15 protein-coding genes are annotated in these 13,413 nt (G+C 67.2%); 2 read left to right on the forward strand and 13 right to left on the reverse strand.

Going from position 1 to position 13,413, the window contains the following annotated elements; all coding sequences use genetic code 11:
• Positions 1-94: 94 nt before the first annotated feature.
• Both NM962_19355 and NM962_19360 read right to left on the reverse strand, forming a co-directional pair.
• On the reverse strand, positions 95-754 hold the full coding sequence (locus NM962_19355) for a TIGR02234 family membrane protein (GenBank protein UVO12036.1): 660 nt from the start codon (positions 752-754) through the stop codon (positions 95-97).
• Positions 747-2,288 (reverse strand): anthranilate synthase component I, encoded by a 1,542-nt coding sequence (locus tag NM962_19360; GenBank protein UVO12037.1) that lies wholly within the window; start codon positions 2,286-2,288, stop codon positions 747-749. Before NM962_19360 ends, NM962_19355 begins: the two co-directional genes overlap by 8 nt.
• Before the next feature lie 87 nt (positions 2,289-2,375).
• Here NM962_19360 and NM962_19365 point away from each other — a divergent pair, with 87 nt between their 5' ends.
• Positions 2,376-2,840 (forward strand): peroxiredoxin, encoded by a 465-nt coding sequence (locus NM962_19365; GenBank protein ID UVO12038.1) that lies wholly within the window; start codon positions 2,376-2,378, stop codon positions 2,838-2,840.
• Positions 2,841-2,983: 143 nt separating this feature from the next.
• On the opposite strand, the gene NM962_19370 is transcribed toward NM962_19365, so the two are convergent.
• From NM962_19370 to hisD, 11 genes are all read right to left on the reverse strand, one after another.
• Positions 2,984-4,036: a hypothetical protein gene (locus NM962_19370; GenBank protein UVO12039.1), complete on the reverse strand. Its 1,053-nt coding sequence runs from the start codon at positions 4,034-4,036 to the stop codon at positions 2,984-2,986.
• 260 nt (positions 4,037-4,296) lie between these two features.
• On the reverse strand, positions 4,297-5,250 hold the full coding sequence (locus tag NM962_19375) for a hypothetical protein (GenBank protein ID UVO12040.1): 954 nt from the start codon (positions 5,248-5,250) through the stop codon (positions 4,297-4,299).
• Between the two features lie 177 nt (positions 5,251-5,427).
• On the reverse strand, positions 5,428-6,207 hold the full coding sequence (locus NM962_19380) for a M protein (protein ID UVO12041.1): 780 nt from the start codon (positions 6,205-6,207) through the stop codon (positions 5,428-5,430).
• 36 nt (positions 6,208-6,243) lie between these two features.
• Positions 6,244-6,597, reverse strand: coding sequence for a phosphoribosyl-AMP cyclohydrolase (hisI, locus tag NM962_19385; GenBank protein ID UVO12042.1), 354 nt, complete (start codon positions 6,595-6,597; stop codon positions 6,244-6,246).
• Positions 6,594-7,379: an imidazole glycerol phosphate synthase subunit HisF gene (gene hisF, locus NM962_19390; protein ID UVO14836.1), complete on the reverse strand. Its 786-nt coding sequence runs from the start codon at positions 7,377-7,379 to the stop codon at positions 6,594-6,596. Before hisF ends, hisI begins: the two co-directional genes overlap by 4 nt.
• 172 nt (positions 7,380-7,551) lie before the next feature.
• Positions 7,552-8,367 carry an inositol monophosphatase family protein gene (locus NM962_19395; protein ID UVO12043.1) on the reverse strand — a complete coding sequence of 272 codons (816 nt, stop codon included), beginning with the start codon at positions 8,365-8,367 and terminating at the stop codon, positions 7,552-7,554.
• A 6-nt stretch (positions 8,368-8,373) separates the two neighbouring features.
• On the reverse strand, positions 8,374-9,114 hold the full coding sequence (gene priA, locus NM962_19400) for a bifunctional 1-(5-phosphoribosyl)-5-((5-phosphoribosylamino)methylideneamino)imidazole-4-carboxamide isomerase/phosphoribosylanthranilate isomerase PriA (protein ID UVO14837.1): 741 nt from the start codon (positions 9,112-9,114) through the stop codon (positions 8,374-8,376).
• Positions 9,115-9,134: 20 nt separating this feature from the next.
• Positions 9,135-9,758: an imidazole glycerol phosphate synthase subunit HisH gene (gene hisH / locus NM962_19405; GenBank protein ID UVO12044.1), complete on the reverse strand. Its 624-nt coding sequence runs from the start codon at positions 9,756-9,758 to the stop codon at positions 9,135-9,137.
• Positions 9,755-10,375: an imidazoleglycerol-phosphate dehydratase HisB gene (gene hisB, locus NM962_19410; protein ID UVO14838.1), complete on the reverse strand. Its 621-nt coding sequence runs from the start codon at positions 10,373-10,375 to the stop codon at positions 9,755-9,757. Before hisB ends, hisH begins: the two co-directional genes overlap by 4 nt.
• A complete protein-coding gene (locus NM962_19415; protein UVO12045.1) occupies positions 10,360-11,508 on the reverse strand; it encodes a histidinol-phosphate transaminase in 1,149 nt (382 codons plus the stop codon). The genes hisB and NM962_19415 overlap by 16 nt, the downstream gene beginning before the upstream one ends.
• The gene (hisD, locus tag NM962_19420; GenBank protein UVO14839.1) at positions 11,505-12,830 is read right to left on the reverse strand and encodes a histidinol dehydrogenase; all 1,326 of its coding nucleotides are present in this window, start codon (positions 12,828-12,830) and stop codon (positions 11,505-11,507) included. Before hisD ends, NM962_19415 begins: the two co-directional genes overlap by 4 nt.
• A 164-nt stretch (positions 12,831-12,994) precedes the next feature.
• On the opposite strand from hisD, the gene NM962_19425 reads away from it, so the two are divergent.
• Positions 12,995-13,405, forward strand: a complete 411-nt coding sequence (locus tag NM962_19425) for a nitroreductase family deazaflavin-dependent oxidoreductase (GenBank protein ID UVO12046.1) — start codon at positions 12,995-12,997, stop codon at positions 13,403-13,405.
• Positions 13,406-13,413: the final 8 nt, after the last annotated feature.

Raw genomic sequence — 13,413 nt, forward strand, 5'->3', positions numbered from 1 at the left:
TTCCTCTCCCGCGTCCAACGGACCTTCGTCGAAGACCTTTATCGAAGGGTAACGACCGTCGCTGCCCGCGGTGTCACCGGCCCGTCAAGAACACCTAGCCGTCCGGGCCCGACGCCGCACCATCCGGATCCCCGGTGGGGTCACGGCCCTCGTCGAGCGCGTCCCACATCATGCGTTCGGACAACTGTCCATCCGCGTCGGCGCGCTTGTCTGCCTCGACATCACGCGCAGCCGCCCGGCGCTCCGCAGGCGTCGAATACTTGGTGACCCGACCGGCGCTGTGTGCGGCGACGCGCATCAACAACACCGCCGCAGCCAGCACAACCAGGGCCGCGACCAGGCTCAACACGGCGCCGGTGAGACGGCGCTCGGTGCCCAGCAGCGAAGTCAGCGGAATCTCGGCTATGTCCAGGGCCCGCAGAGTGATGTCGCGGGCCACCCACATGCCGGTGGCCAGATAACCGCACGCCAGGCTCACCGCGGCCAACACCACCGCCAGCACCCGCAGCCGCCACCCGCGCACCGCCATCGCGGCGACGGCGGCGGCCAGGCACAGCAGCGCCAGGGGCAACAGCGCCGTCGACCAGGCCGCGCCGGTGAGGGTGATCTCCTTCGGCTGTCCGAGCCCATCGAACGAGCGGATCAGGACCCACGGCAGCCGCGCGGCGCCCCACAGAACTCCGGCGGCCGCTACCAGCAGCAGTTGTGCACCGCGCAATGCGCGGGTGTCGTGGCGTTCGCGACCGTCAGCCATCGGTCCCGGGCGCTGCCAGGGTCTCGGCGGCGGCGATCGCAGCCAGCACGGCCCTGGCCTTGTTGGATGCCTCGGTGTATTCGTAGGGGCCGTTGGAGTCGGCGACCACTCCGCCACCCGCCTGGACGTAGGCGGTGCCGGCGCGCATCAACGCGGTGCGGATCGCGATCGCGAAGTCGGCGTTGCCGGCGAAGTCCAGATATCCGACGACGCCGCCGTAGAGGCCGCGCCGGGTCTTCTCGACCTCCTCGATCAGCTCCATCGCGCGCACTTTGGGCGCCCCGGACAAGGTGCCCGCCGGGAAGCACGCCGTCACGGCGTCCAGCGCGGTCCGGCCCTCGGCGAGCTCTCCGGTGACGGTGGACACCAGATGCATGACGTGGCTATAGCGCTCGATGTGGCTGTAGTCAGAGACCCGCACGGTCCCCGGAACACATACCCGGCCCAAGTCGTTGCGACCCAGATCGACCAGCATCAGGTGCTCGGCGAGTTCCTTTTCGTCGTTCAACAGGTCTTTGGCCAGCAGTTGGTCTTCGTCCTCGGTCGCCCCGCGCCACCGGGTGCCGGCGATCGGGTGGGTTGTCGCGCGGCCGTCCTGCACGGTCACCAGCGCCTCGGGACTGGAGCCCACGATCGAAAAGGCCAGGCCCCCGTCCTCGTCGGGCACCTGCAGTAGATACATGTACGGGCTCGGATTGGACACCCGAAGCATCCGGTAGACATCGAGGGGGTCTGCCGGCGTGGCCATCTCGAAACGCTGGGACGGAACCACCTGAAACGCCTCGCCAGCCTCGATCTCGCCGACCAACCGCTCGACGATCGCCCCGTACTCCTCGGGGGTGCGCTGACCGCGGTAGACCGGGTCGGGCCGGTCGAAAGTGGCGACACTGGACCCCAGCGGCTGGCTCAGTGCCGCGGTCATCACATCGAGGCGGGCGATCGCGTCGTCATAGGCCTCATCGACGCGTTCGTCCGTGCCGTTCCAGTTCACCGCGTTGGCGATCAGCGTGATGGTGCCCTCGTGGTGGTCGACGGCGGCCATGTCGGTGGCCAGCAGCAGCAGCATGTCCGGCAGCTGCAAGTCGTCGACGGCCAGCTCAGGCAAGCGCTCCAGGCGGCGCACCAGGTCGTAGGCGAAAAAGCCCACCAGGCCGCTCGACAGCGGCGGCAGGCCGGGGATGGCGGCCGTCTCCAGCAGCGCCAAAGTCTCGCGCAGGGCCTGCAGCGGATCGCCACCGGTGGGTGCGCCCTGCGGTGCAGCGCCCAGCCACACCGCGTCGCCGTCCCGCACCGTCAGCGCCGAGGTCGTGCCGGCGCCAATGAACGACCACCGCGACCACGACCGGCCGTTCTCGGCCGACTCCAGCAGGAAGGTGCCCGGGCGGTTGGCGGCCAACTTGCGGTATGCCGACAGCGGTGTCTCGGCGTCGGCCAGCACCTTGCGGATCACCGGGACCACGCGGTGCTCAGCCGCCAGCGCCCGGAAGTCCGCCCGGGATGTGACGCCGGCCCTAGAAGTGCTCGTGGTTTGCACGCGCCCATCTTCCCAGACATTGGCGATCGCAAGCGCGCCCACCACTATCACCGCCGCCGCACGCGCACCCGGAGTAGCGTGACCGCCATGAAAACCGGTGACACCGTGGCCGACTTCGAGCTCCCCGACCAGACTGGGGCGCCGCGCAAACTCAGCGACCTGCTGGCCGGCGGGCCGGTGGTGCTGTTCTTCTATCCGGCCGCCATGACGCCGGGGTGCACCAAGGAAGCCTGCCACTTCCGCGACCTGGCCGGCGAGTTCGCCGCGGTCGGGGCCACCCGAGTCGGCATCAGCGCCGACGCGGTGGCCAAGCAGGCCAAGTTCGCCGACCAGCAGGGCTTCGACTACCCCCTGCTGTCCGACACCGACGGCACGGTGGCCTCCCAGTTTGGCGTCAAGCGCGGCATGCTGGGCAAGCTCATCCCGGTGAAGCGCACCACCTTCGTCATCGACACCGACCGCACCGTGCTGGACGTCATCGCCAGCGAATTCTCGATGGACACCCACGCGGACAAGGCGCTGGAGGTGCTGCGGGCGCGCTCGTCGGCCTAGCAAACAGGCGGTCGACGCCCGGCGTTTCAGGCGGGGTTTGTGGAACGTATAAAGCCGGTACTGACGACAACCACTTCATCCATCGGGTACCGACGATCAGCCCGGACGGCCGCCTACCGCCCTTGAAGAGTCATCGGACTCCCCTAGTCGGCGTCCTGCTCTACTGCGGGCACTTCCGCGACCTGGGCGGCCGGGCCGTCAGGCGCGTCGGGCAGATCCGGCAGTGAGCGGCTCTCTCCGACGGTGGTGTCGATCCAGTTCCTGATCTCGCTGAGGTGGGTGACGATCCCGGCACGCTCACGCTTGAGCAGATCGACTTCGGCCGCCGTGCGCTCGGTGATCACCTTGGCTTCGCGCTTGGTCCCGGCGATCAATGAGGAGGCCTCCAGGCGGGCCTCCTTGTCGAGCTTGGCGATGTTGGCCTCGGCCTGCTCCCACGCCGCCTTCATCTTCTGGTCCAGGCGGTGCTGGGCCTCTCGACGGTTGCGTTCGTCCTCTTCCCAGGCCAGCTTGATCTGTTCATCGAGGGATTCCTGGGCCGCCCGACGGTTGCGTTCGTCCTCTTCGGCCAGGCGCTGGTACAGCTCGCGGCGGCTGCGTTCGGCCTCCTCGATCTCCTGGGCGATACGACTGCGCTCCTCGTGCGCAATTTGCAGGATCTGCTCGGCCTCCTGGGTCGCGGCCTCGAGGATCTTCGTCCGGCGGGCGTTGGTGGACGCCTGGAACTCGGCGAGCGCCTCACTGGCGGCGGCCCGGTCGTGTTTGGCGGCTTCCAACTGCTCGCGCAGTTCGCCGGTCAGGGCCTCGGCGTCCTGGCGGGCCAGTTCTTTGGTGCGCCGCGCTTCCTCGGAGGCGATGCGCATCATCCGAGCAATCCGGTCGGACATGCCTTCGACAGAGTCCACCGGCCCGGTGACCTGCTCGAACTGCGATCGCAGTTGTGCCAGCTCGGCGGTCAGACGTTGGCGCTCCGAATCCGCTTCAGCGGTCATCCGCACCACGTCGTTCTGCAGCCGGGTGACCTCCGCGACGAGCTGCTCGCGGTCGATGAGCGTTTGCGACTTCGTCGCTTCGAGAGATTTGCTGCGGTCCTGCAGAATATCGATTTCGTGGTGCAGCCGCGCGATGTAGTCGGCGACCTCATTGCGATCGAAACCGCGCATCTGCGTTTCGAATTCGGGAATCTCTAGTGCCACCGGCGTACTCCTAAGCACCTGACAGGTTCGGTCTTCGGTTCGATGGGCAACCAGCGTTCAACCGAGTTGGCTTGTGCGCGAGGCCAAATGGGCATGCTGGCTCCAGTCGCCATGCGACGGAGCGTATCAGACCCCCAAGTGCGTGTCACCGGCCTCGCAGTGAGCAAAAGCCCCTTGAGTGCGGACGATTTTCGCGAAACGAGGACTCATCTGCCGGCTGAACGGATTGGCGGTTGACCCGCGCAGCGGCATTAGGTTACCTAACGGGTATTGATCCAGTTCTTGATCAGTTTGAGGTCGGCGACGAGTTCGGTGCGCTCTTGCTTCAGCAGCTCCACTTCCGCCTCAGCATGTTCGCTGATCGCCTTGACTTCGTGCTGAGCGGCGGCAACCAGTGTCGCGGCCTCCCAATGCGCCTCCGTGTCGAGCTTGGCGATGGCGGCCTCGCTCTGTTCCCATGCCGCCTTCAACTGCTGCTCCAGACGACGTTGCGCCTCACCGCGGTGCAGCTCGTCTTCCTCCCAGGCCAGCTTCAACTGCTCGTCAAGCGTTTCGTGCGCTGCCAGACGGTGGCGTTCTTCCTCCTCGGCAAGCCGCTGGTACACCGCACGGCGGCGGCGTTCGGCATCTTCGGTCTCCTCGGTGATGCGGTCGCGTTCCTCGTGCGCCAGCCGGAGAATCTCGTCGGCCTGTGCCGTCGCGATCGCCAGGATCTTCGTCCGGCGGGCATTGGCGGAGGCCTGCAATTCGGCCAGCTCCGCGGCGGCGACGGCCCGGTCGGCTCTGGCGGCCATCAACTGCTTGCGCAGGTCACCGCTCAGCGATTCCGCCTCGTGGTGGGCCAGTTCCTTGGTGCGCCGGGCCTCCTCTGAGGCGATACGCATCATCCGAGCGATGCGATCGGACATCCCTTCAACGGTGTCAACCGGTGCCGTGACCTGTTCGAACTGACTGTGCAACTGCGTCATTTCGGCAATGAGTTCCCGACGCTTTGCATCGGCGTCGGCAGTCCGCTGCGCGAGGGCATTCTGCAACCGTGTGACCTCGGTGGTGAGCCGTTCGCAGTCGGATCGCGCCTGCCCCCTGGCCGTATCGAGGGATTTAACGCGCTCGCGCAGAATTTCAACTTGATGGTGGAGGCGACCAAGGTAATCGGCGACCTCATTGCGATCGAAACCGCGCATCTGCGTTTCGAATTCAGGAATATGCAGCATCGGCGACTGACCCCTTCTCCCGACAAGACCTGGTCGTCTGCCGGGCGCTACCCGGCTTCTGGCCGAACATAATTGCTAATGAAAGCAAGTCGGCTATTGTACGAAAGCCGCCGCGCGAGGAATCGTAGCAGACGTGCGCGGTCGTGTCACCGATGAATCAAATGGCAGCGCGGCGGTTCAGTGTGGGCGATTTTCGCGAAACCAGGTTTCTCTCGCAGACAAAGCAGATTCGCGATCGGCTTGAAGCGAGGAATTCACGTAAGTTTCGGGGTTAGCTTGATTCGGGCGATTAACTTGACCCGTTGAGCGCTCTATCTGGCCGACGATTTTCGCGCGCGCGTCGATCAGTTCGGCCAGGCGCCGTTGAGCGTCGGCGACGTGGCTGGTGATCGCCTGGTTCATCTCCGTCAAGATCGCCGAGGCATGACTCTCGGCTTCCTTCATGATCTCGGCCGCACTCAGCACGGCCTGTCGTCGCAGGTGCGCGGCCTGCGCCCGCAGGTGTTTGTGCTGAGTTTCCAGATCGGCCCGCAGCTCAGCCGCCTCCCGGCGCTGTGCCTCGGCGTCCGCGAGAATCGCCGCGGCTTCGTTCTCGGCAGCAGCGCGCAGTTCGTCCGCGAAGTGCTGCGCCTCCGCGCGGATGCCGTCCGCCTCGGCAACCGCGCCGTTGAGGATTCCGGAAAGCCGATCACTTAGATCGACAATGTCGCCCGGAATCGCGGACGCTAACTCATTGAACTTCGCCGATGCGGACTCCAGGTTCGCCTGCGATTCACTTAGCTGGTTTGTCAGCGCGACTATCCGCGATCCGTCCCGCGGCATGTGCGCCTCTATGTCGCTGACGGTGCCTTGCGCATAGTGCGAGTCGATCTGCAGCGACAGCCGCTCCAACTCTAAACCCCTGGGGCGCTGCTCGTGTTCCAACTGGTACCAGTCATCAGGCTCGTCGGAGTTCACAATCGGCCAGCATACCGTTCCGCCGCTATCGGAGAATCAATCTGCAGGGCCGAGCAAGACGTCCGCGTCGAAACAGCTGTGGTCGCCGGTGTGGCAGGCGCCACCGGTTTGATCGACCGTCAGCAGCACCGTGTCGCCGTCGCAGTCCAGCCGTACCGAATGCACGTACTGGGTGTGCCCGGAAGTCGCGCCCTTGATCCACTGTTCATTGCGGGATCGCGAAAAATACGTCGCTTCCCGGGTTGCCAGGGTGCGGGCCAAGGCGTCGTCGTCCATCCAGGCGACCATCAGCACGTCGCCACTGCTCCGCTCCTGCGCCACCGCCGCGATCAGTCCCTCGGCGTTTCGCTTGAGCCGCGCCGCGATCGCCGGATCCAGCTGGTGAGTCATCGGACCACGATCCCCTCGGCCGCCATCGCGGCTTTGACCTGGCCGATGGTCAGTTCCCGGAAGTGAAACACGCTGGCGGCCAGAACCGCATCGGCACCCGCGGCGACTGCTGGGGCGAAATGCTCTGCCGCACCGGCTCCCCCACTGGCGATCACCGGCACGCTCACCGCTGCCCGAACTGCGCGCAGCATCGACAGATCGAAACCGGCCTTGGTGCCGTCGGCGTCCATCGAATTCAGCAGGATCTCCCCCACGCCGAGCTCCACACCACGGATGGCCCATTCGACCGCGTCGATACCGGTGCCCTGCCGGCCGCCGTGGGTGGTCACCTCCCATCCCGAGGCGGTGGGCGGCGAACCTGCCGGGACGGTACGGGCGTCGACCGACAATACGATGCACTGCGAGCCGAATTGGCGGGACAACTCCGCCAACAGTTCCGGGCGCGCGATCGCGGCGGTGTTCACCGACACCTTGTCCGCGCCGGCCCGCAGCAACACGTCGACGTCGGCGACCGTGCGGACTCCGCCGCCGACGGTGAGCGGGATGAACACCTGATCGGCGGTGCGCGCCACGACCTCCAGCATGGTGGCCCGACCCGACGACGACGCCGTCACGTCGAGGAAGGTCAGCTCGTCGGCGCCCTCGGCGTCGTAGGCTGCGGCCAGCTCGACCGGGTCGCCGGCATCACGCAGGTTCGCGAAGTTGACTCCCTTTACGACGCGGCCGCCGTCGACGTCCAGACACGGAATGACCCGTACCGCCACATCACTGTGCCTATGCATCGGTCCCAGCTTCGCCTCTCCTGCGTCGAGCCTCGCTGAACCGCTGGGCTTATGCATCGGTCCCAGCTTCGCCTCTCCTGCGTCGAGCCTCGCTGAACCGCTGGGCTTATGCATCGGTCCCAGCTTCGCCTCTCCTGCGTCGAGCCTCGCTGAACCGCTGTGTTGTTCCATGTCAGTAGTCCCCCGGTGCGCCGACTCGCTTGAGGATGTCGAGAATCTGATCGTGTACTCCGGGTGCGGCGACCAGCGCCGAGTCCGAGTGGGCCGTCCACGGTGCGCCGGCCAGGTCGGTGACGATGCCTCCGGCCGCGCGCACCATGGCCACACCGGCGGCATGGTCCCAGATGTGGTCGCCGAAACTGATTGCTCCGCCGAGGGTTCCGTCGGCGACGTAAGCCAGGTCGATTCCGGTAGCGCCGTGCATCCTCGTGCGTGAGGTCACCCGCGTCAGGCCCTCGAGCACCGCGAGCCGGTAGCGGCCGGGGAACCGGCCGCGCCACTCGACGTTGAAAGTGCCGATGCCGACCAACGAGTCGGCCAGGTCGACGGGTTTCAGTGGCGGCTGCGCCACCCCGTTGCGGATCAACGGGCCGTCGGCAACCGCGGTGTAGCGCTGGTCGGCGAACGGCAGCCAGGTCAATCCCGCGACCGGCTCACCGTCGCGCAGCAAGCCCAGCAGGATCGCGGACATCGGTGATCCGGCGGCGTAGTTGAAGGTCCCGTCGATGGGATCCAGCACCCACACCAGCGGCGAATCAATCGGTGGCCCACCGAATTCCTCGCCGTGCACCCCGATTCCGGTCGCCGCCACCAATGCCTCGGTGATCTGCCGTTCCAGGGCCAGGTCGACCTCGGTGGCGAAGTCGTTGGCGCCCTTGCGGACTGCACAGTCGGCCCGGTGACCGGCCAGGAAAGGCTCGGCGGCGACATCGAGGATCTGCGACGCCGCTGCGACCAGCGCGTCCAGATCCGCGGTGTCCAGCGCCATGTCGGCCTACTCCTGCACCGTGGACAGCGCCTCGGGCAGGGTGAATCGGCCCGCGTACAGGGCCTTGCCGACGATAGCGCCTTCGACGCCGCGGCCGACCAGTGTGGAGATCGCCCGCAGGTCATCCAGACTCGACACTCCCCCGGAGGCGATCACCGGAGCGTCGGTGCGGTCGGCGACTGCGCCGAGCAGTTCCAGGTTGGGACCGCCCAGCGTCCCGTCCTTGGTCACGTCGGTGACTACGTAGCGTGAACAGCCCTCCCGGTCAAGACGTTCCAGCACCGGCCAGAGGTCGCCGCCGTCGGTCTCCCAACCGCGGCCCCGCAGACGGTGGATGCCCTCGGGGTGATTGGGGTCGATCTGCACGTCCAACCCGACCGCGACCTTCTCGCCGTGCTCGGCGATCGCGCGTGCGCACCACTGCGGGTTCTCCAAGGCCGCGGTGCCCAGGTTCACCCGGGCGCAGCCGGTGGCCAACGCCGCCGCCAGCGTCTCGTCGTCGCGGATGCCACCGGACAGTTCGACCAACACATCAAGGCGCCCAACGACATCGGCAAGCAGCTCGCGGTTCGACCCGCGCCCGAACGCGGCATCCAGATCGACCAGGTGGATCCATTCCGCACCGTCGCGCTGCCAGCCCAGGGCAGCGTCCAGCGCCGATCCGTATTCGGTCTCGCTGCCGGCCTTGCCCTGTACGAGGCGTACCGCACGCCCGTCGACCACGTCGACGGCCGGCAACAAAACCAGTGCCTTGTTCACAGCAGTACTCACAACGCCTCCACCCAGTTGGTCAATAGTGTCGCCCCGGCATCCCCACTCTTTTCGGGGTGAAACTGGGTGGCGGCCAACGGCCCATCCTCGACAGCCGCCACGAACGGTACCTGATGGGTTGCCCAGGTCACCAAAGCCTCCGGACGCCCCTCCCAGGTCTGCGCGGCATAGGAGTGCACGAAGTAGAACCGGGTGTCGGCGTCCAGACCGGCGAACAGGGTGCTGCCGGGCGCGGCGTCGACGACGTTCCAACCCATGTGCGGGATCACCGGGGCGTCCAGCCGGGTGACGGCACCCGGCCATTGGCCACAGCCGGCGGTGTCCACCCCGAACTCGACACCGTGGGCGAACAGGATCTGCATCCCGACGCAAACTCCGAGTACCGGGCGGCCGGCCTGCACGCGTTCGGCGATGATCTTGTCGCCGTTGACCTTGCGCAGCCCGGCCATGCATGCCGCGTACGCCCCGACGCCCGGCACCAGCAGACCGTCGGCAGCGGCGGCAGCGTCGGCGTCGGCGGTCACCTCGACCTGGGCACCGACCCGTTGCAGGGCACGCTGAGCGGAGCGCAGATTCCCGGAACCGTAGTCCAGGATCACCACCCTGGGAGAGCTGCTCACAGGGCTCCCTTGGTGGACGGCACGCCGGTCACCCGGGGGTCGGGCTCCACCGCCTGGCGCAGCGCACGCGCGACCGCCTTGTACTCGGCCTCGGTGATGTGGTGCGGGTCCCGTCCGTAGAGCACCCGCACATGCAGTGCGATACGTGCGTTCGACGCCAGCGTCTCGAATACGTGCCGGTTGATCACGGTGTGATATGGCGCCTGCGTTCCAGCAATCGTGGTGTGCATCATGTGATCCGGTTCCCCGGTGTGCACGCAGTACGGTCGGCCGGACACGTCGACGGCAGCGTGGGCCAGCGTCTCGTCCATCGGGATGAACGCGTCGCCGAATCGGCGAATGCCCTTCTTGTCGCCGAGCGCCTCGCCCAGCGCCTGGCCGAGCACGATCGCGGTGTCTTCGACGGTGTGGTGGGCCTCGATCTCGACGTCCCCGCGGGCGCGCACCGTCAGATCGAAGCTGGCGTGACTGCCGAGTGCGGTCAACATGTGATCGAAGAACGGCACGCCGGTCTCGATATCAACGATGCCGGTGCCGTCCAGGTCGAGTTCGACCGTGATGTCGGATTCGCGGGTGGCGCGTTGCACCCGGGCGCGGCGGGTCACGATGCTCCTAATGGCGGTTGGGCGAGTTCGGTGGCCGCAAGCTGTTTGCTGGCGGCGAGCAACGCGTCGTTCTCCTCCGGAAGTCCGGTGGTGGCCCGCAGATAGCCGGGGATGCCGACGTCGCGGATGAGGATGCCGGCGTCCAGGTAACGCTGCCAGGTTGCCGGTGCGTCGGCGAACCGGCCGAACAGCACGAAATTGGCATCGCTGGGTATGACCTGAAATCCCATGGCGGACAGCTCGGCTGAGACGCGCTCCCGTTCGGCAATCAACTGTGCGACGCTGCCGAGGGTATCGTCGGCGTGGCGGAGCGCGGCCCGAGCGGCTGCCTGGGTGACCACCGACAGGTGGTACGGCAGGCGAACCAGCAACATCGCATCGATCACCGCCGGGGCCGCGATCAGGTAACCGAGCCGGCCGCCGGCGAATGCGAACGCCTTGCTCATCGTGCGGCTGACGATCAGCTTGGCCGGGTAGTCGGCGATCAGCGCGATCGCGCTGGGCTGCGACGAGAATTCACCGTAGGCCTCATCGACAATCACGATCCCGGGCGCGGCATCGAGCAGGCTCCGCAGATCTTGGAGCGAGATGCTCTGCCCGGACGGGTTGTTCGGGGACGCGACGAACACCACGTCGGGGTGGTGCTCGTCGATGGCGGCGCCGGCCACATCGACGTCCAGCCCGAAGTCGGAGGTCCGATTGGCGGCCAGCCACCGCGTCTGGGTGCCGTCGGAGATGATCGGGTGCATCGAGTAGGACGGAACGAATCCGATGGCGCTACGGCCCGGGCCGCCGAATGCCTGCAGCAACTGTTGCAGGATCTCATTGGAGCCGTTGGCCGCCCACACATTGTCCGGCCCCACCTCGACACCGGTCTGTGCGGTCAGATAGGCAGCCAGGTCGGTGCGCAGCGCCAGCGCATCGCGATCGGGATAGCGGTGCAGCTCAGCCGCGACCTCACGCACCGAACGCGCCACGTCCTCGATGAGCGCCTGGCTCGGCGGGTGCGGATTCTCGTTGGTGTTGAGCCGCACCGGAACCTCCAGTTGCGGTGCACCATAGGGCGACTTGCCGCGCAGGTCGTCGCGCAGCGGCAGATCCGCCAGGGTGATTTCAGCGCCCGGGCGGGCTGGTGTGCCGCTCACTGCTCGAACCTCCGTCGTACCGCTTCGCCGTGTGAGGGCAGATCTTCGGCCGTAGCCAGCGCGATCACGTGTCCGCTGACATCTTTGAGTGCGGCTTCGGTGTAGTCCACGACGTGGATGCCACGCAGGAAGGTCTGCACCGACAGCCCACTGGAGTGCCGCGCACTGCCCGCGGTGGGCAGCACGTGATTGGAGCCGGCGCAGTAGTCACCGAGGCTGACCGGTGCATACGCGCCGACGAAAATCGCACCGGCTGAACGGATTCGAGCCGCTACCGACTGGGCGTCGGCGGTCTGGATTTCGAGGTGTTCGGCGGCATAGGCGTTGACCACGCGAATACCGGCATCCAGGTCGTCGACCAGAACGATCGCCGACTGCGGTCCAGACAGTGCGGTGGTCACCCGCTCGCGGTGCACGGTGGTCTGCAGCTGAGCAGTCACCTCGCGGTCCGTGGCATCGGCCAACTCGGGGCTGGTGGTGACCAGCACGCTGGCGGCCATCTCGTCGTGCTCGGCCTGACTGATCAGGTCCGCGGCCAGATGCGCCGGGTGCGCGGTGTTGTCCGCGAGGATGGCGATCTCGGTGGGGCCGGCTTCGGCGTCGATCCCCACCTGCGAGCGGCACAACCGCTTGGCGGCGGTGACGTAGATGTTGCCGGGGCCGGTGACCATATCGACCGGCGCCAGCTCCCCCCCGTCGGTGTCAGTGCCGCCATAGGCCAGCAACGCCACCGCCTGGGCACCGCCGACCGCCCAGACCTCCTCGACACCCAGCAGCCGGGCTGCGGCCAGGATCGTCGGGTGCGGCAGACCGTCGAAGGCGGCCTGGGGCGGACTGGCGATCACCAGGGACTCGACACCGGCGATCTGGGCCGGGACGACGTTCATCACCACGCTGGACGGGTAGACCGCGTTACCGCCCGGCACGTACAGGCCCACCCGCTCGACCGGAAGCCAGCGTTCGGTGACGGTGGCACCCGGCGCCAGCGTGGTGGTGGTGTCGGTGCGCCGCTGATCGGAGTGGACCGCCCGGGCGCGGCTGATCGCCACCTCCAGAGCGGCGCGTACGGCGGGGTCCAATTCGGCCAGCGCGCGCTCCAGCGCCGCATCCGGCACCCGGATCGTGGCCGGTCGGATCCGGTCGAACGATTCGCCGAACTCCAACGCTGCGGCGGCCCCACGCTCGGCGACTGCCTCGACGATGGGGCGCACCCTCGGCAGCACCGCCTCCACGTCCACACCGCCGCGCGGCAGGACGGCACGCAGCTCGGCCTTGGATAGGTCCGACTGTTCGGTGCCGCGCAGGTCTATGCGTCCCATCAGGCCGGTGTTCACACGGTCCATTGTCCCAGAGGGGCTCAAGTCAATATCGCAGCGCCGGGACGATCCGCTGCACAGCGGCTCGCGGCTAGGGTGGGGCGCAGTGCGACGACGGCGAACACCGATCGCCGACGCTCCCGTCCCGCCCCATCAAGAACGGAGTTGCCATGGCTTCCGACAAGGGTGCCGCTGATCCGTCCACGCTGCCGGCAGTGTTCCCGGCGTGGTTCGACCGGCTGCAGATCAAATACATAAACCCGGTGCTCAAACCGCTGTCCAAGTACGTCCCTGGCACATCGGTGATCACTCATCGGGGCCGCAAGTCCGGCAAGTCGTACCAGACGGTGGTGACCACGTATCGCAAAGGCGACATGTTGGCGGTCGCGCTGGGCCACGGCAAGACCGACTGGGTCAAGAACGTAGTTGCCGCAGGTGAGGCCGACGTCCGGCTGTCCCGCAGTGAACTGCACCTGGTGAATCCGCGGATTCTGCCGGCCGGCTCGGGTGACACCTCGCTGCCGTTCCTGCTGCGGGTGCAGAACCGCAAGGTGGCGGTACTCGTCACCGACATCAGCTGAGTCGGACC

Source organism: Mycobacterium sp. SVM_VP21, from assembly GCA_024758765.1.
GTDB classification, from domain to species: domain Bacteria; phylum Actinomycetota; class Actinomycetes; order Mycobacteriales; family Mycobacteriaceae; genus Mycobacterium; species Mycobacterium heraklionense_C.